This window comes from Luteibacter sp. 22Crub2.1 (assembly GCF_900167995.1).
GTDB classification, from domain to species: Bacteria; Pseudomonadota; Gammaproteobacteria; order Xanthomonadales; family Rhodanobacteraceae; genus Luteibacter; species Luteibacter mycovicinus.
Genome location: NZ_FUYT01000008.1, coordinates 87,077 through 104,479 on the forward strand (window position 1 = coordinate 87,077; position 17,403 = coordinate 104,479).

The 17,403-nt window shown below is 66.2% G+C and carries 11 protein-coding genes and 1 riboswitch; of the genes, 6 read left to right on the plus strand and 5 right to left on the minus strand.

Going from position 1 to position 17,403, the window contains the following annotated elements; genetic code table 11:
- Window positions 1-22: 22 nt before the first annotated feature.
- Window positions 23-1,237, plus strand: coding sequence for an HlyD/EmrA/EmrK family protein (locus B5X73_RS10095; RefSeq protein WP_043696967.1), 1,215 nt, complete (start codon window positions 23-25; stop codon window positions 1,235-1,237).
- A 9-nt stretch (window positions 1,238-1,246) separates the two neighbouring features.
- Window positions 1,247-2,773, plus strand: a complete 1,527-nt coding sequence (locus B5X73_RS10100) for a DHA2 family efflux MFS transporter permease subunit (RefSeq protein WP_079521573.1) — start codon at window positions 1,247-1,249, stop codon at window positions 2,771-2,773.
- Window positions 2,774-2,842: 69 nt separating this feature from the next.
- Here the strand turns inward: B5X73_RS10100 and B5X73_RS10105 are convergent, their stop codons facing one another.
- On the minus strand, window positions 2,843-3,376 hold the full coding sequence (locus B5X73_RS10105) for an acyloxyacyl hydrolase (RefSeq protein ID WP_079521574.1): 534 nt from the start codon (window positions 3,374-3,376) through the stop codon (window positions 2,843-2,845).
- A 277-nt stretch (window positions 3,377-3,653) separates the two neighbouring features.
- On the opposite strand from B5X73_RS10105, the gene B5X73_RS10110 reads away from it, so the two are divergent.
- Complete coding sequence (locus tag B5X73_RS10110) at window positions 3,654-6,584, plus strand: putative bifunctional diguanylate cyclase/phosphodiesterase (protein WP_079521575.1); 2,931 nt, start codon at window positions 3,654-3,656, stop codon at window positions 6,582-6,584.
- A 62-nt stretch (window positions 6,585-6,646) separates the two neighbouring features.
- On the opposite strand, the gene B5X73_RS10115 is transcribed toward B5X73_RS10110, so the two are convergent.
- Window positions 6,647-7,423, minus strand: coding sequence for an SDR family NAD(P)-dependent oxidoreductase (locus B5X73_RS10115; RefSeq protein ID WP_079521576.1), 777 nt, complete (start codon window positions 7,421-7,423; stop codon window positions 6,647-6,649).
- A gap of 109 nt (window positions 7,424-7,532) precedes the next feature.
- On the opposite strand from B5X73_RS10115, the gene B5X73_RS10120 reads away from it, so the two are divergent.
- Genes B5X73_RS10120 through B5X73_RS10130 form a run of 3 tightly spaced genes read left to right on the plus strand, consistent with a single transcriptional unit; the run spans window position 7,533 to window position 10,501 of the window.
- A complete protein-coding gene (locus B5X73_RS10120; protein ID WP_051944129.1) occupies window positions 7,533-8,471 on the plus strand; it encodes a LysR family transcriptional regulator in 939 nt (312 codons plus the stop codon).
- A 54-nt stretch (window positions 8,472-8,525) separates the two neighbouring features.
- Window positions 8,526-9,086 (plus strand): DUF2239 family protein, encoded by a 561-nt coding sequence (locus B5X73_RS10125; protein ID WP_079521664.1) that lies wholly within the window; start codon window positions 8,526-8,528, stop codon window positions 9,084-9,086.
- Window positions 9,083-10,501, plus strand: a complete 1,419-nt coding sequence (locus B5X73_RS10130) for an MATE family efflux transporter (protein WP_079521577.1) — start codon at window positions 9,083-9,085, stop codon at window positions 10,499-10,501. The genes B5X73_RS10125 and B5X73_RS10130 overlap by 4 nt, the downstream gene beginning before the upstream one ends.
- Before the next feature lie 52 nt (window positions 10,502-10,553).
- On the opposite strand, the gene B5X73_RS10135 is transcribed toward B5X73_RS10130, so the two are convergent.
- The 3 genes from B5X73_RS10135 to nagA form a co-directional block, all read right to left on the minus strand.
- On the minus strand, window positions 10,554-13,727 hold the full coding sequence (locus tag B5X73_RS10135) for an efflux RND transporter permease subunit (RefSeq protein WP_079521578.1): 3,174 nt from the start codon (window positions 13,725-13,727) through the stop codon (window positions 10,554-10,556).
- A gap of 205 nt (window positions 13,728-13,932) precedes the next feature.
- Entirely contained in the window at window positions 13,933-15,828 is a 1,896-nt protein-coding gene (locus tag B5X73_RS10140) for a TonB-dependent receptor domain-containing protein (protein WP_079521579.1), read from the minus strand.
- Window positions 15,829-15,982: 154 nt separating this feature from the next.
- Window positions 15,983-16,215: riboswitch (cobalamin riboswitch) on the minus strand.
- Between the two features lie 32 nt (window positions 16,216-16,247).
- Window positions 16,248-17,399: an N-acetylglucosamine-6-phosphate deacetylase gene (gene nagA, locus B5X73_RS10145; RefSeq protein WP_043696979.1), complete on the minus strand. Its 1,152-nt coding sequence runs from the start codon at window positions 17,397-17,399 to the stop codon at window positions 16,248-16,250.
- Window positions 17,400-17,403 lie beyond the last annotated feature (4 nt).

The following is a 17,403-nucleotide window of genomic DNA, read 5'->3' on the forward strand; positions in this document are numbered from 1 at the left end:
ATTCATCTCGAGGCCTCTTCCGATGTCACAAGAAACCACCGCCCCCGCCGGCGCCGTCGTCGCACCGCCGCCGAAGAGCCGCCGCGGCTTCTTCCTCAAGCTGCTGGTACTCGTCATCGTCCTCGCCATCATCGGCTGGGTGATCTGGTACTTCGTCGACGGCCGCTGGTATGAAGATACCGACGACGCCTACGTCAACGGCAACGTCGTGCAGATCACCCCGCAGATCGCCGGTACGGTCACCTCGATCGGTGCCGACGACGGCGACCTGGTCCACCAGGGTGACGTGCTGGTCAAGCTCGACCCCAGCGACGCCGAAGTGAACCTGGAAAGCGCGCGCGCCAACCTCGCCAACACCGTGCGTCGCGTGCGTGGCCTCTACAACAACGTGACCTCGGCGCAGGCCGATGTCGCGGTGCGCCAGACCGCCGTCGACCGCGCCCGCCAGGATTACAACCGCCGTCGCGATCTCGCGAAGTCGGGTGCCATCTCCGCGGAAGAACTGTCGCACGCCGCCGATACGCTGACCTCCGCCGAGAGCAGCCTCGCGTCCGCCAGGCAGTCGTACAGCAGCAACAAGGTGCTGGTCGACGACACCGTGGTGTCCTCGCATCCGGACGTGCGTGCCGCTGCCGCCAAGCTTCGCTCCGCCTACCTCGACTTCGTCCGCTCGACGCTGGTCGCCCCGGTCGACGGCTATGTCGCCAAGCGCAGCGTACAGGTCGGTCAGCGGGTCCAGCCGGGCGCCGCCCTGATGGCCGTCGTGCCACTGCATGAGGTCTGGATCGACGCCAACTTCAAGGAAACGCAGCTGACCAAAATGCGTATCGGCCAGCCGGTCGACGTCACCGCCGACGTCTACGGTGGCGACACGGTGTACAAGGCGAAAATCCGCAGCCTGGGTGTCGGCAGCGGCAGCGCGTTCTCCATCCTGCCGGCGCAGAACGCCACGGGTAACTGGATCAAGATCGTGCAGCGCGTGCCGGTCCGCGTCGTCTTCACCGAGCCGAAGCAGCTGGAAGACAAGCCGCTGCGCCTGGGCCTGTCGACCAAGGTGACCGTGTCGCTGCATGACCAGAGCGGTGCGTTGCTGGCGAAGCAGTCGCCCACGAAGCCCGAGTTCTCGACGCCGATCTACGACAAGCAGCTTGCCGATGCCGACAAGGACATCGCCCGCGTGATCCATGAAAACGCGTCCGCCGGTGAAGGTGCCGAGCAGCAGCAGGCTCCCAGGTAAGGTTTATTCATGAGCACCGAATTTCGACCGCCCAATCTGGCGCTGTCCACGGTCGGGTTATCGCTCGCTACCTTCATGCAGGTGCTCGACACGACGATCGCGAACGTGTCGTTGCCGACCATCGCGGGTAACCTGGGTGTCAGCTCCAACCAGAGCACCTGGGTGATCACCTCGTTCGCGGTGAGCAACGCGATCGCCCTGCCGCTGACCGGCTTCCTCACCCGTCGTTTCGGTGAGACCAAGCTGTTCGTCTGGGCGACGCTGTTGTTCTCGCTCGCGTCGTTCCTGTGCGGCATCGCCCAGAGCATGACCATGCTGATCGTGTTCCGCGCCATTCAGGGCGCGGTCGCGGGACCGATGTACCCGATCACGCAGTCGCTCCTTATCTCGATCTACCCACCGGCCAAACGAGGCATGGCGCTGGCGTTGCTGGCGATGGTCACCGTCGTCGCGCCCATCGCGGGTCCGATCCTCGGTGGCTGGATCACCGACAACTACACCTGGCCGTGGATCTTCTTCATCAACGTGCCGATCGGCATCTTCGCCAGCTTCGTCGTGGCGAACCAGATGAAGGGCCGGCCGGAAGTCACCGAGAAGCCCAAGATCGATTACGTGGGCCTCATCACGCTGATCATCGGCGTGGGCGCGCTGCAGGTGGTGCTCGACAAGGGCAACGACGAGGACTGGTTCTCGTCCACCTTCATCGTGATCACCGCGATCATCGCCGCCATCGGCCTGGCCGTGTTCCTGATCTGGGAGCTCACCGACAAGGATCCGATCGTCAATCTGAAGCTCTTCAGGCATCGCAACTTCGCGATGGGCACCTTGTGTCTGGTGCTGGCGTACGCGGCGTTCTTCGCCATCGGTCTGCTGGTGCCGCAGTGGTTGCAGCGAAACGTCGGGTACACGTCGACATGGGCGGGTCTCGCGGCGGCGCCGCTCGGCATCATCCCGGTGATCCTGACGCCGTTCGTCGGACGCTATGCGCACAAGTTCGACCTGCGCGTGCTGGCCTCGGGTGCGTTCATCGTCATGGGTGCGACGTGCTTCATGCGTTCGGACTTCTATCTCGACATCAACTTCTACAGTGTCGCGATGGTCCAGCTGATTCAGGGCCTGGGCGTGGCGTTGTTCTTCATGCCGGTGCTGAGCATCCTGCTGTCGGACCTGCAGCCGCGTGAGATCGCGGCGGGCTCCGGTCTGGCCACCTTCCTGCGCACGCTGGGCGGCAGCTTCGCGGCGTCGCTGACAACGTTCCTGTGGGATCACCGTGCCATCGTCCACCACGAGCGGCTGGCGGAGAACTTCACACCGTTCAACCCGACGACGCAGGCTGCGCTGACCCAGATCGGCCATGGCGACCCGCAGTACGCGGTGTCGTCGGTCAATGCGATGATCACCAACCAGGCGTACCAGATCTCGTTCAACGAGGTGTTCTACCTGCTCGGTTTCGTGTTCGTCGCACTGATCTTCGTCGTATGGCTGGCTAAGCCGCCGTTCGCGGCGAAGGCGGGACCGGCCGCTTCGGGACATTGATCCGGGCATCGGGAAATAAAAAAGAGCCGGCGCTTCGCAGCGCCGGCTCTTTTTTTGCCACCGACGCGCTCAGATATCGAAGCCGATACCCACCAGCGCCATCGTCTCGCCACGGTTCGGCTCCTGGAAGCTGCCGTTGGAGATGTGACGGACCTGGAAGCTGACGTTCTTGTACTGCCAGCCGAGCGTGCTGACGAACTCGTAACCGCTCGACAGCGCCTGCGTGCGACCGCCGGCGGTGCCCGCGACCTGGAAGCTGAAAAAGAAGGGGCGGTACCAGTCGCCTTCGCTGCCGTAGTGGAGGCGGGCACCGGCGGCGCCGACCCAGACGTTGTTGGTCACGCCGGGATGGGAGTTCTCATAGCGGCCGATGTCGCGGCCCTTGATGTAGCCGATGGAGACGTCCGGGGACCAGGTGAACCGGCTCTGGCCCATCTGACGGGCGTCGAACACGGACTCCACAAAGAAAGCGTTGGTGCCGTAGTCGTCCATGTAGCTGCGGCCTCCCTGTACTTCCAGGTGGGTTTCGGCAGCCGCGGGGAGCGCCGTGGCGGCGAGGGAGAGCGCGGCGAGGGCGCCGAGAGCGAAACGGGGAGAGCGCATGGCGGGGGGTGGTCCTTATGCTGGGACGTATTTTTATGAACCGGATGGTTCGGTAAATAGTGTTGAGTCGGCGTGAAAAAAGGGGCGTCTCTGCAATTATTCGCGCCGTATCTTTCCCGGGCTTGTCGGACCGTGCCGCCAGTTTCTTTCACCATGGCGTTCAAGGCACACCCCGAGTTGCCGTTACAGAGCGACGGGGCCTGGCCGGGGGCGGCGCCCGCACGACATCAGGGGGCTAGGCACGGTGGGAGGCGCGACGGTAAAGGGAGCGACGAGGGTGCGCGCTCGCCGGATTCGTCTGGCGATCTGGGCCGTATCCGCCGTCCTGTCCCTGGGCATCGCCGCGCTGGTCGCCCTTCTGCAGTCGCAGGCCTACTCCCGCATGCTGGCCACGCACAAGCGGCAGCTCGCGGCATCCGCGGGAGCCGTGGTGCGCCTGCTCGACCAACAGGTCAATTGGAGCCTTGGTCCGCTGCTCGCTCTTCGCAACGCCGTCGACGGTCCCGACCCGGGCCCGCTGCACATGCGCCTGGGGGAGGTGCAGGTGCGCCACCCGGAATTGCCATCCTTTGTCGCCCTGGATGGCGCAGGTAACGTCGTCGCCTTTACCTCGGCGCCCTGGGCGGCCTGGCGCGACGTGCTCGATGCGCCGCGGCAGCGGGCACTCGGTGCGAGCGTACGGGTGGCCGTCGTCGCCGGCGAGCCCGGTCGGCCTTCCAGCGTCCGTGTCACCGTGGACGCACGCGTCGCGCAGCCGGCCGCGTTCGGTACCGTCATCGACGCGGAGCGCCTGCGTGACGCCATGCGCCGGACCATGCTTGGGAGCAGCGCCGAGATCGCGGTGTTCTCGGTGTCGGGACAGCGGTTCACCAGCAACGTCGACCGGGACGTGCCTGGATGGACGCAAGGCGCGGTGACGCTGGGCGCCGCGGGCTCCGCGGACGATGACCGGCGGCTGGGCGCGTGGGCCGTATCGACCACCTATCCCTTCGTCGCCCGCTCCTCCCTGGACCGCGCACTGCTGCGCGCCGACTGGTGGCGCCAGGCACGGGAGACCTTGCTGGCCGCGCTGGCTCTCATCGTCCTGATCCAGGTCTTCGCGGCCGCCTTCGATCGCGTGTACCGCCGCCAGTCACGGCTCGTCGATGCGCTGTCGCGCTCGGCCCGTCATCTGGGTGACGTCCAGCGAACCGGGCGCATCGGCCTGTGGGAGAGCGACCTCGATACCGGATTCGTCATCTGGTCGGGGCATGTCCACGAGATAACGGGTTCTCCTCACGAGCACATTTCCTTCCATGGCGCCTACCGGGAACTCGTCCACCCCGACGACCGCCCCGGCATCGATGCGTGGGTTCAGCGTTTCCGATCGGAACAGGGCCCCTACGAATTCGAGCACCGTCTCTGTCGTGAGGACGGGCGAGAGGTGCGCGTCCATTTGCGCGCCGAACGAATCACCAACGAAGAAGGCCACGCGATCGTGGCCGGTACGATCACTGAAATCACCGCGCTGCACGAAACCCGTCAGCGCCTGGAAAGCACGGACCGCGATCTGGCCGCCAGCGCGACGGCCTACCGTCAGCTGCTGGCGCGCGTACCGTTGCCGCTCGCCATCGTCCGCGACGGGCGCATCGACTACGCCAACCCGCTGGCGGAAGAGCGGATGGGCAGCGCGGGACACAGCCTGGTCGGTCGTCTGGCGGCCAGCTTCATGGATGAGGAGGCGCTCGAAGCGCTGGGTGCGCGGCCGCCCGAAGGCGCCAACATCATGGCCTGGCTCAACCCGGATCACGGCATGCCCTTCGAAGCGGAACTGGCACTGTCCAATTACCGCGACACGAAAGGCACCGGCGCCCTGGTGATCATGCGCGACGTGACCGAGCAGCGTCTTTACGAAGAGCGCCTCAATCATCAGGCCATGCACGACGAACTGACGGGGCTGCCCAACCGGCGCGCCCTGCGCGAGCGGCTCGACGAGCTGGTGGCTGACTGCGTCCGCGACGGCTCGGGCCTGATGGTCCTGTTCATCGACCTCGACCATTTCAAGGTGATCAACGACGCGCTCGGTCATGCGCTTGGCGATCAGGTGCTGCGCGACGTGACCTTGCGGCTTGGCGACGCGCTGGACGGTGTGGGACAGGTCGGCCGATTCGGTGGCGACGAGTTCGTGGCGATGCTCCCCTTCACCTGCCCGCCCGCCGAAGTACTTGCCGTATTGCCGGTGATCCAGCAGGCGATCGAAGAGCCGCTCACCGTCGGCGGTTCGATGCAGCGTCTGAAGTGCAGCATCGGTGTCGCTTTCGCCACGCGCGATGGCAGCGACGCGGACACGCTCATCCGTAACGCGGATACGGCCATGTACGACGCGAAGCGGTCGGGCCGTCACACCTGGAGACGCTATTCGGCGGATATGCATGCCACGGCGATGGCGCGTCTGACCGTTCTTACCCGTTTGTCCGGTGCGAACCTGGGCCATGAGCTGGCGTTGGCATGGCAGACGCAGCACGCCGGTGACGACGGGCGCGTGATCGGCGTCGAGGCGCTGCTGCGCTGGCCATCGGCGCCGGCGGACCTCGCCGGTAACGACAAGCTCGTGCCGCTCCTGGAAGAGACCGGCGCCATCGTGCAGATCGGTCAATGGGTGCTGCGTGAGGCATGCCGTCAACAGCGTCGCGTCACCGAACGGCTGGGTCCGGATTGCCGGATCGCGGTGAATATCTCGGCGCAACAGCTGGTGCACAGCGATCTGGTAGCCGAGGTCAAACTCGCGCTGGCGGAGACCGGGGCGAGTGCGTCGTCGCTCGAGCTCGAACTGACCGAGAGCGCCTTCATGCAGGAACCCGAGCGAGCCATTCGCACGTTGCACGAATTGCGCGCGATGGGCGTGAGCATCTCGCTGGATGACTTCGGCACGGGGTATTCCAATCTCACTTACCTGTCGCGGTTGCCCCTGGACAAGATCAAGGTGGACCGTCACTTCACCGTGAGCCTGCTCGACGACGCGGGCAATGCGTCCATCTGTCGTTCGATCGTCTTTCTGGCGCGCAGCCTGAACCTCGAAGTCGTCGCCGAAGGTGTCGAGACCGAGAGCCAGCGTCGCTGGCTGCTCGCGGAGGGCTGCGTGTCCATGCAGGGATACCTGTTCTCCCGGCCGGTGCCGATCGAGGCGCTGGAGATGGCCGTTTCCGACACCGTGCAGATGCCGTTGTAAGCTGCGCGTCGCCGCGGGATCGCCTGCAGACTGGCGGCCAGCCTGCAGGCGACGTTCACCGGTCAGATCTGCGTCTGCCCGCCATCCACGAACAACTCGACACCGGTGATGTAGCTCGCATCGTCCGACGCGAGGAACGATACCGCCGCGGCGACCTCATCCGGCGTGCCCGTGCGACCCAGTGGCGTGATGCTTGCGGTATATGCCGTGAAGTCGGCGATCTGCTGGTCGTTCATGCCAAGCTCCGTCTTGTAGCCCGGCGTCACGACGGTGCCCGGCGCCACCACATTGATGCGGATGTCGCGACCCTTCAGATCGCTCGCCCAGGTCCGTGCCAGTGAGCGCACGGCCGCCTTGGTCGCGGCATAAACGCCGAACGCGGCCGGGCCCTTGATCGACACCGCCGAACCGTTGAGCACGATCGCACTACCCGGGCCCATGAGCGACAGCGCCTTCTGCACAGTAAACAGCGTGCCCTTGACGTTGATCCCGAAGTACTTGTCGAACTGCGCTTCGGTCACCTGGTCCAGCGAAGTGAACTCGCCGCCGCCCGCATTGGCGAACAGGATATCGAGGCGGCCGCTCTTCTCGCGGATCGTGGCGAAGATGCGATCGAGATCGGCGGCCTTCGCGATGTCGCCCTGGATGGCGATGACACCCAGCTTCGCGGCGGCGTCGTCCAGCTCGGCCTGGCGGCGGCCGGTGATGTACACGGTGGCGCCCTCGCGGACGAAGCGCTCCGCGGTGGCAAGCCCGAGGCCCGAGCTGCCGCCGGTGACCAGGACGATCTTGCCGGCGTGACGGGTGGTGTGGATGTTGCTGGTGGCGAGGGTTTTCATGACAGCGCTCCGATGGCCGCGGTGCGGCCGTTGGAGAGCATTCTGGCTATTTGTCCTGCGTGGATAAATAATCGAATCGCGATTTGATTATTCCCGCACGGAAACAAAGATGGATCACTTTCTCGCTATCAGGGTCTTCGGTCGTCTCGTCGAGACCGGCGGCTTCGGCCGGGCGGCGGACGCCTTGCGCATGCCCAAGTCCACCGTGACCAAGCTGATCCAGGGCCTCGAGGCGGAACTGGGCGTCCGCCTTCTCGAGCGCACGACCCGGCGGGTGACGGTCACCACCGAAGGCGCCGCCTACTACGAACACACGCAGCAGTTGCTGGGCGAGCTCGACGCGTTCGAGACCACGCTTGCCGGCGGTCAGGCCAGTCCCGTCGGCAACCTGCGCATCGACACGGGCGGCTCCGTCGCCGCCCGCCTGATCCTTCCGGACCTGCCCGATTTCCGTGCCCGCTATCCCGGCATTCGTGTGCAGGTCGGTGTGACCGATCGCACGGTGGACCTCATCGGCGAAGGCATCGACTGCGCGATCCGCAGCACCGCCGACGATCCGAACCTCGTGACGAAGAAGATCGCGGATGCCTCGATCACGCTCTGCGCAACGCCCGGCTACTTCGCGCGTCGCGGCACGCCCGATACACCCGAGGCGATCGAGCGCGATGGTCACGAGGTCATCGGCTATGCCGCGGTCCGTACGGGGCGTCCTGTCCCGCTGCGCTTCCGGCGCGACAACCGGGACGTCGAGGTGCATGTGCCGGCAGCTATCGAGGTCAACGAGAGCAATGCCCATACGGCTGCGGCGCTCGCCGGTCTGGGTATAGCGCAGGCGCTGGCCTTCACCGTGGCGCCGCACATCGCCCGCGGCGCGCTCGTGTCGGTGCTGGACGACTGGCGACCCACGGCTCTGCCGATCTATCTCGTTTACCCACCCGCCCGCCGACACAACGCGCGTCTTCGGGCATTCGTCGACTGGCTGTCGGAAGCCCTGCCCAGGCGGATCGCCGCGGCAGAATCGGGATCGGTTTTACCCGGAGACTATTGACGACACGTTTGATCCGGGTAAAAATTGATCATCGCTCTTGTCCCGGCCACCTCCATGTCGACTTACACCGCTTTCATCGCTACCGAGCGCATTGCCCACGGATCGCTGGCGGCGGTCGCGGAACGCTGCAAGGTCCGCCTCGACGCCGACCCGCACGCCACGCCCATCGTCTACGACGATGCGACCGGCCGTGTCGTCGACATCGACTACCGGGGCACCGTCCACGATGTGCTTGCGCGCCTCCCCGTCGCCGAGCCGCCAGCCCGCCGCGGGCCGGGGCGTCCAAAACTTGGCGTGGTCGCCCGGGAGGTCACGCTGCTTCCGCGTCACTGGGAGTGGCTTGCGGCGCAGCCGGGCGGCGCCTCCGTGGCGCTGCGTCGTCTGGTGGAAGCGGCAAGCCGCGAGGGCGCACCGGCCGACCGCGTCCGTGCGGCGCGCGAGGCGGTCGATCGCGTCATGCTGGCGCTGGCCGGCGATCTTCCCGGCTACGAGGAAGCCTCCCGCGCCTTCCACCGTCAGGACGCCGCTCGCTTCACCGCGCTGACCGACGCATGGCCGGCCGATGTACGCCACTACGTGCGCCTGCTGGTGTCGCGCGCCGGCGACGAGACATGACGCCGCCGCGTGGCGCGCTGACGGAAGGGCCGATCGCCAGGACCCTGCTGCTGTTTTCGCTGCCTATCCTTGGCGCCAACGTCTTGCAGTCGCTGAACGCATCGGTGAATGCGATCTGGGTGGGGCACTTTCTCGGCGAGTCAGCGTTCGCGGCCACCTCCAATGCCAACCTGATCCTGTTCTTCCTGCTCGGAGTCGTCTTCGGCGTCGGCATGGCGACGACCATCATGGTCGGCCAGACGCTCGGCGCGCACGACGTGCCCGAGGCGCGGCGTGTGGTGGGCACCGGTCTCGGTTTCTTCGTCGTGCTGTCGGTGCTCGTCGCGCTGGGCGGTTTCATCGCGACGCCGCTCATGCTGCGGGCCATGGGCACGCCGCACGATGCGCTGCCGTTCGCGACCGACTACCTGCGCATCATCTTCGTCGCTCTGCCGGCGATGTATCTGTACACGTTTCTGATGATGACGCTGCGCGGTGCGGGCGACTCACGCACGCCCTTCGCCTTCATGCTGGTTTCGGTCGTGCTCGACGTCGCGCTCAATCCGCTCTTCATCTTCGGCCTGGGACCGGTCCCCGCGATGGGTATCGCGGGCTCCGCCGTGGCCACCCTGATCGCGCAGGTCGTTTCGTTGCTGGCGCTGATCGCGTGGCTTTATCACCGCAAGCACTTCCTCTGCATTCACCGGCACGAACTGCGTCTGCTGATTCCGGAACCGGTCCTGCTCAGGCAGCTGGTGATGAAGGGTCTGCCGATGGGCGCGCAGATGATCGTCATCTCGTCCTCGGCGATCATCATGATGTCGCTGGTCAACCGCCACGGCTCGCAGACCACGGCGGCTTATGGCGCGGCGGCCCAGTTGTGGACATACATCCAGATGCCCGCGCTGGCGATCGGTTCGGCGGTGTCGTCGATGGTCGCGCAGAACGTGGGTGCCAGGCGCTGGGATCGGGTTGCGGGCATCGGCCGCGCAGGCGTGCTGACCAACTTCACGCTGACCGGCACGCTCGTGCTCGTCATCTACCTGTTCAACCGCGCCGCGCTGGCGCTGTTCCTCGGGGATGACAGCTCGGCCATCGGCATCGCCCAGCATCTCAATCACATCGTGGTGTGGTCGTTCCTGCTGTTCGGCGTCACGTTCGTCATGTTCGGCGTGGTGCGGGCCACGGGCGCGGTCATGCTGCCACTGATCGTGCTGGTGATATCGATGTGGTTGGTGCGCTATCCGTTTGCCGCCCTGCTGGAACCGAGGTGGGGCGCGGACGCCATCTGGTGGAGCTTTCCGGTCGGGTCGCTGGTGTCGATCGCGATTACCACGGTGTATTACCGGCGCGGCAGCTGGAAGAAGGCGCATATGCTTCCGGCGACGCAAGCTTCGGTAGGAGCCAGCCCTGCTGGCGATGGGAGCTTGCCGTAACTCCTGTCGCCAGCAGGGCTGGCTCCTGCGAAAAGCCGGTATGCATGGAAGGCTATCGGGTCTTGCGCGCCTTGCGGATCTTCATCCAGCGCTTGTATCGACGCTTCAGCATGCGCCGGTGTAAGCGCTTCACCTTGCGCTCCTTGCGGTCGTGATTCCACAGGTAGATCGCGGGCGTACTCAGCAGCGTAAGCAGCTGCGAGACCAGCAAGCCGCCGACGATCGCGATGCCGAGCGGCCGTCGCATTTCCGAGCCGACACCGAACCCGATCGCCAGCGGCAGCGCGGCACCCATCGCGACGAGGGTGGTCATGGTGATCGGTCGGAAGCGGACCAGGGCCGCCTGACGAATCGCGTCGACCGGCGACATGCCGTGTTCACGCTGGGCCACGAGTGCGAAGTCGACCATCAGGATGGCGTTCTTCTTCACGATACCGATCAACAGCAAGACGGAGATGATCGCCATCAGGGTCAGCTGCGTCTGCGTGACCAGCATCGCCAGGAACGCACCGGCACCCGCCGCCGGCAACGTGGAGATGATCGTCAACGGATGGCCGAGACTCTCGTAGAGAATCCCGAGCACGATGTAGACGGCGAGGATCGCGCCGATCAGCAGCACCATGCCGTTGGACTGCGCATCGCGCATGCGCTGGTTGGTGCCGGTGACGTCCATGCGCACGCCCTCCGGCAGGTTGATCCGGCGTACGGCTTCCTCGGCGAGGCTGTTGCCCTTGTCCGGCGTGATCTTCGGCGCGAGGTTGTAGGTGATGTCCGCCGATTCGAGCTGGTTCTGGTGGGTGACCGCACTCGGCGTCGCCACGGGCTCGATGTGCGCCACCGCCGAGAGCGGAATCATCGTGCCGAGTGAATTCTTCACGTACGTGTTGAGCAGCGCGCCGGGACTGAGCTCCTGCGCGGCCGCCGAGGTCAGCACCACCCAGTACTGGTTGATGTCCGAATAGATGATCGACACCTGGCGCTGGCCGAACGAGTTGTACAGCGCCGAATCGACATCGCCCATGCCGACGTTCAGGCGGCCCGCCGCATCGCGGTCCACCTTCAGCATCTGTTGCTTGCCGACGATGTCGAAGTCGCTGCCGACGTCGCGGAACTCCTTCATGCTGCGCATCTGACGCACCAGCTTCAGCGTCCAGGGCTGCAACGGTTCGCCGCCGGTACTGATCAGCTGGAACGAGTACTGCCCGCGGTTGCTGTTGCCCCCGCTCCCGCCGAGGAACTGCACGGGATTCATGAAGACCTGGACATCGGAGAGCTTGTCGTACTCCTTGCCCTTGCGATCCATGAATTCCTTCATGGATTCATGGCGCAGATCCGGGCCGCTCCCCTTCTTCTTCAGATCGATGAACATGGTGCCGCTGTTGCCGACGGCCGCGCCATCGTTGCCGCTGCCGAGCAGTGTGGTGACGTCGGCGACGGCCGGATCGTTCTGCATCATTTCGCCGACGCGTTTGAGGCGTCGCGACATCTCGTCCGGCGAAATGTTGGCGTCCGCGGTGACATCGGCCTGCAGCATGCCCGTGTCCTCGTCGGGCATGAAATTGCCACCGGCGGTCTTCACCACGGCGAAGCCCAGCGCGAAGGTGGCGAAAAGCAGGATGAGTGGCTGCCAGCGCATGACCCGCCGATGGCGCATCGCCCAGTCCAGTCCGCGCTCATACAGGCGCAGAAACCCGCGATCGAAGCGTTCCAGCGCGCGCTCGACGCGGCCTGGCTGGCGGTCGGGCTCGTCGTGCTTGAGATAGCGGGCGCAGAGTGCCGGCGTGAGCGTCAGCGACACGATGGCCGAAATCAGCACGGCCGCCGCCAGGGTCACCGAGAACTCGCGCAGCAACTTGGTGATCATGTTGTTGCCGAACAGCAGCGGCGCGAACACCGCCACCAGCGACAGCGTGATCGACATCACGGTGAAGCCGATCTCGCGCACGCCCTCGAGCGACGCCGGCATCGGTTTACTGCCGTTCTCCATGTGCCGGACGATGTTCTCGATGACCACGATGGCGTCATCGACGACGAAACCGATGCACAGCACCAGCGCCATCAGCGACATCGTGTTGAGCGTATAGCCGAGTGTCCACATCACCACGAAGGCGCCGGCCAGGGACAACGGCACGCTCAGCGTCGCGATCAGCGTCGGACCGAGACGGCGCAGGAACACCATCATGACCAGGAAGACCATGACGATGCTGATCAGCAGCGCGACCTTGACCTCGTGCAGCGCGGACTGCGTGGTCTGGGTCAGGTCGAAGATGGGCGTAACCTTCGCGTCCGCCGGCAGCAGCGAACGGAAGCGCGGCAGCGCGGCACGGATCGCGTCGGCGGTGGCGATGGAGTTCGCCTCCGGACGCTTGCTCATCTGCATGGTGACCGAGCGCTCGCCCTGGAACCATGCGGCCTGGTACTGGTCCTGCTGGCCGTTGTAGACGCGGGCGATGTCCGAGAGGCGCACCGGCACGTTGTTGCGCATCGCGATGAGGATGTCGCCGAAATCCTTCGCGTCGCGAATGCTGTCGTTCGCGACGACCGTCATCTGTGCCTTGCCGTCGGACAGCAGGCCCTGCGGCGAGGTCACGTTGGCGGCATGCAGCGCATTGGACACATCGTTGGCGGTGAGCCCCTTGGACGACAACGCGCGGGTATCCAGCTCCACGCGCACGGCGTGCGGGGTCCCACCGAAGACCTGTACGCGCGACACGCCATCGATCTGCGCCACGGCGGGCCGGATCAGGGTATCGACGACGTCGTAGAGCTTGTCCGGCGGCAGCGACTTCGAGGTGAACGACACCAGCAGAACGGGAATCTGGCCGGTGTCGAACTTGAAGTACTGCGGGGGGCTGGGCATGCCGGCCGGCAGGTCGGCGGCGGACGCGTTGATCGCGGCCTGCACGTCACGCGCGGCGGCATCGGTGGAGCGGTCCATGCTGAAACGGAGGCGGACGAAGCCGCTGCCTTCCGAGCTGTTGGAATACATCTGGTCCACGCCCGGGATCTGGCCGAGGTGGCGCTCCAGGGGGGCGATGATGGTCGAGGCCATCGTCTGCGCGTTCGCACCGGGCATCTGCGTCTGGATGAAGACGGCGGGCACTTCGATGGACGGCAGGGCCGCCACGCCGAGCAGCATGTAGGCGATGGAGCCGCACAGCACGAGCCCCGCCGCAAGCAGCGAGGTTCCGATCGGCCGGCGAATGAAAGGTGCAAAAACGTTCACGACACTTCCTGTGATCGCGGGAAGCATACCCGCGCCCGGGGACTTTATGACGTCCGCGCCGGTCCGTGGCGTGTGCCTTTAGTGGGGGCCCTGCCGGAAGGCAGGGGTGCGGCGTTTGCCCGAACCCGGCGCCAGGGGTAGGAGCGCGCCTGCGCGCGATGCCGTGAAACATCGCGCGCAGGGCGCGCTCCTACACGGTGCTCCCTCAGCGTACGGGCGAGAACCGCACGGTCACATAGTAGGTCCGCCCCAGCTGGTTGTAATACGCCGCCGTCTCGTACCGCTTGTCCGCCACGTTCGCGACCCGGCCCTGCACGCTCCAGGCATCGTCCATGTGCCAGGTGGCACGCAGATCCGCGGTCGTGTAGCCGCCCAGACGCGTCGTGTTGGCCGCGTCGTCGTAGCTGTAACCCGAGGCGTAGACCGAGCCACCCAGTGTCAACGCGCCCAGGTCCTTGTCCAGATCCACGCGACCGGTGCGACGCGGACGGCGGGCCAGCAGGTTGTCCTTCTCGAGCCCGCTGTCCCGGTCCAGCGGCTGCTGCAGCGTCAGGTAGCCGCGCACGTGCCAGCCATCGACGTCCGCGCCGACCTGGCCTTCGAGGCCGCGCAGGCGGGCCTTGCTGACGTTGACCGGCAGGAAGTTCGCGTCGTAGCCGATCAGGTCGTCGACCTGGCTCTGGTAGGCGTTGACGGCCCAGTTCCAGATGCCCGGACGACCCGACAGGCCGATCTCGGCGGTGCGCGACTTCTCCGGCTTGAGGTTCACCGTGGGCACGCCGTACGGGTAGTACTCGTCGTTGAAGGTCGGCGCGTGGAAGGCGGTGCCATAAGAGGCCGTGACCTTCATGCCGTTGTCGAAACGGAAGCCATAGGCGGCCGAGCCGGTCGTGTGGTTGCCGAACTGGGTGTTGTGGTCGTGGCGGGCCGACAGCTGGATCTCATGCGGGCCGAACACGCCCTGGTAGAGCGCGAACACGCCCGTGTTGTTGCGGGTGTCCTTGAGATAATCCGTGTCGCTGCTCAGCTTTTCCTGCTGGTAGTCGACGCCGGCGCTCAGCGTCTGGCCCGGGGCCAGCGTGAAGTCGTTCTGCCAGGAACCCTGATTGCGCTTAGAGTACAGATATCCCACGCGCAGCTTGTCGGCACCGGTGACGTAGTTGAAGTCCGCGTCGTAATAGCCCTTGTCGGCGCCGTTGAGGTAGTTGTCGGCGCGGTCCTGGTTCTGGCCCAGACTGACCGACATGCGCCACGCGGACAGCACGTCGAAAGCCAGCTTCGCGCCGGCGACCTGCTGCGAGCGTCGGGTCAGGTTCTGGTAGTCGCCGTCGTATTCGATATCGCCCTTGCTGCGCAGCCAGCTGCCGGTGAGCTCGGTGCCGTCGTCCCAGCGATAACCGCCCGACAGTGCGCCGTTGTACGTGCGATAGGCGTCATGGTCCGGCTCGTCGGTGAAGCAGCCCTTGAACGCCGTGCCCGCGCCGATGCGGCAGGCATTGATGCCCGAGGTGTACTGGCCGCCGAGGCTGGCGTTGTACCAGCCGTGGGTCGTGCCGCCCGACACGCCGACCTGGCCGGCGGTGTAGCCGTGGCTGCCGCCGGTGACCGAGAGGCTCGGGGTCGGCGCTTCGCCGGCCTGGCCGTGGCGGGTGAAGATCTGGATGACGCCGCCGATCGCGTCGGAGCCGTAAAGGCTCGAGCGCGGACCGCGGACGACCTCGATATGGTCGATCTGCTCGACCGCCAGCTGCTCGTAAGCCGGCAGACCCGCGCCCACGGTACCCACGCGGACACCGTCCACGAGGACCAGCGTGTGCGAGGAGTTGCTGCCACGCATGAACAGCGAGGTCTGCTGGCCGATACCGCCGGTGTTGGCCATGACCACACCGGGCAGCCCGGCGAGCAGGTCCTGGACGTTACGCGGCTGCAGACGCTCGATGTCTTCATGGGTGATCACGGTCACCGGGGCGAGTACCTCGTCCAGTGGCGTGGCCGTGCGGGTCGCGGTGACGATCACGGGATCGAGGGCGTCCGGGGCGTCGGCCGCGTGGGCAGCGGCGATCGACGACAGCAGGGCTGCCGCGAGCAGGGTCTTCTTCATGGAACGGTCTTCCTCCGCCGCATAGCGCGGCAATGCGTAGCTCAAAGGGCGCGCGAGGAGGACATACGGCGAACGGCACACGGGCGGAACCCGGATGACTGTCCGGATTCGCCCTCCGCGAATCGCCCGAAACGGGACGACGCCCCGGGATGGCTCACGGGGCGCGTCGTCGGGCCGGTCTCCGGACTCACGCCGTCCCCGAGGGGGTGTCGGACCGGCGCCTTCCCGCTGTCGCAGTGGCTGAAGCCGTGTCCGAGGGGCCGTGACGACCCCGAGCGCTTACCGTTGCGGGGGCAGTGCCGGCCTTGCCGCAGAGGCGGCGCACCGGCTTCCCGTTTCATCCCCGTGGCGCGACGCCCCGGGGACACCCGAACCCCGCGACTTTAACCGGAGGGTGGGGCGCTGTCACGACCGGCCGATCAGCCTGCGGCGTAAACGCGCTCGCCGCCGATCCAGGTTTCGATCACCGTATGGGTCTCGTCCATCACGACGAAGTCGGCGCGGTAACCGGCGGCGATATGACCGTGGGTGGCGCCGAGGCCGAGGAACGCGGCCGGATACGTCGACGCCATGCGCGCGGCTTCATCGTAGGCCACGCCAACCATGTCGACCGTATTGCGCACCGCCGTGGCCATGTCCAGCGCGGAGCCGGCCAGCGTGCCGTCCGCCGTCTGGCAGACGCCGTCGCGCACGGTGATGGTTTCGCCCTTGAGCACGAAGTTCGGATTGTCCGACCCCACGGGCGGCATCGCGTCGGTGACCAGCATCATCTTCCGTGGCGCCTTCGCCGCGATGGCGACACGCAGCGAGGTCGGGTGCACGTGGTGGCCGTCGACGATCAGACCGCACCAGCTGGCCTGGTCTTCGAGCGCGGCACCGACGACGCCAGGCTCGCGGCTGGTGAAGGGTGTCATCGCGTTGAACAGATGGGTGAAGCCGCGCACGCCCGTCGCCAGTGCATGGCGCGTGGTCTCGTAGTCGGCCGCCGTGTGGCCCGCGGCTACGATGACGCCGTTGGCGACCAGCTGCTGGAGTACTTCCGCGGAAGCGCGCTCGGGGGCCAGCGTCAGCAGGGTCACGCCGCCGTGGCGCCGCGCGACCATCGCGACATCGTCGGCATCGGCGATGCGAAACTTGGCCGGGTCGTGCACGCCCTTGCGCTCGGGTGCGATGAACGGGCCTTCCAGATGGATGCCGAGCACGCCCGGCACGCCCTGGGCGACCGCGTCGTTCACGGCATCGATGGCTTTCGCCATGACCTCCGCGTCGTCACTGATCAGCGTGGGCAGAAAACCCGTGGTGCCGAATCTCGCGTGTGCCTCGCCGATCGTGCGGATCGCGTCGACCGTCGGTGCATCGTTGAACAACACGCCGCCCCCGCCGTTGACCTGGCAGTCGATGAAGCCGGGCAGCAAGGTGCGACCACCGAGGTCATGGCGCTCCGCCGCGCGCACGCGCGGATCGGATGGCAGCGCCAGTCCGGTGATCTTTCCATCGTCGACCAGCACGGCAAAGCCGCTCTGGAATCCGTTGTCGGTAAGCACGCGGCCGTTGACGAGGGCGAGAGTCATGGCG

Bases quoted from the DNA above. Each gene is read 5' to 3' on its own strand.
- B5X73_RS10095 (WP_043696967.1), top strand. From the start codon at position 23: ATGTCACAAGAAACCACCGCCCCCGCCGGCGCCGTCGTCGCACCGCCG.
- B5X73_RS10100 (WP_079521573.1), top strand. From the start codon at position 1,247: ATGAGCACCGAATTTCGACCGCCCAATCTGGCGCTGTCCACGGTCGGG.
- B5X73_RS10105 (WP_079521574.1), bottom strand. From the start codon at position 3,376: ATGCGCTCTCCCCGTTTCGCTCTCGGCGCCCTCGCCGCGCTCTCCCTC.
- B5X73_RS10115 (WP_079521576.1), bottom strand. From the start codon at position 7,423: ATGAAAACCCTCGCCACCAGCAACATCCACACCACCCGTCACGCCGGC.
- B5X73_RS10120 (WP_051944129.1), top strand. From the start codon at position 7,533: ATGGATCACTTTCTCGCTATCAGGGTCTTCGGTCGTCTCGTCGAGACC.
- B5X73_RS10125 (WP_079521664.1), top strand. From the start codon at position 8,526: ATGTCGACTTACACCGCTTTCATCGCTACCGAGCGCATTGCCCACGGA.
- B5X73_RS10130 (WP_079521577.1), top strand. From the start codon at position 9,083: ATGACGCCGCCGCGTGGCGCGCTGACGGAAGGGCCGATCGCCAGGACC.
- B5X73_RS10140 (WP_079521579.1), bottom strand. From the start codon at position 15,828: ATGAAGAAGACCCTGCTCGCGGCAGCCCTGCTGTCGTCGATCGCCGCT.
- nagA (WP_043696979.1), bottom strand. From the start codon at position 17,399: ATGACTCTCGCCCTCGTCAACGGCCGCGTGCTTACCGACAACGGATTC.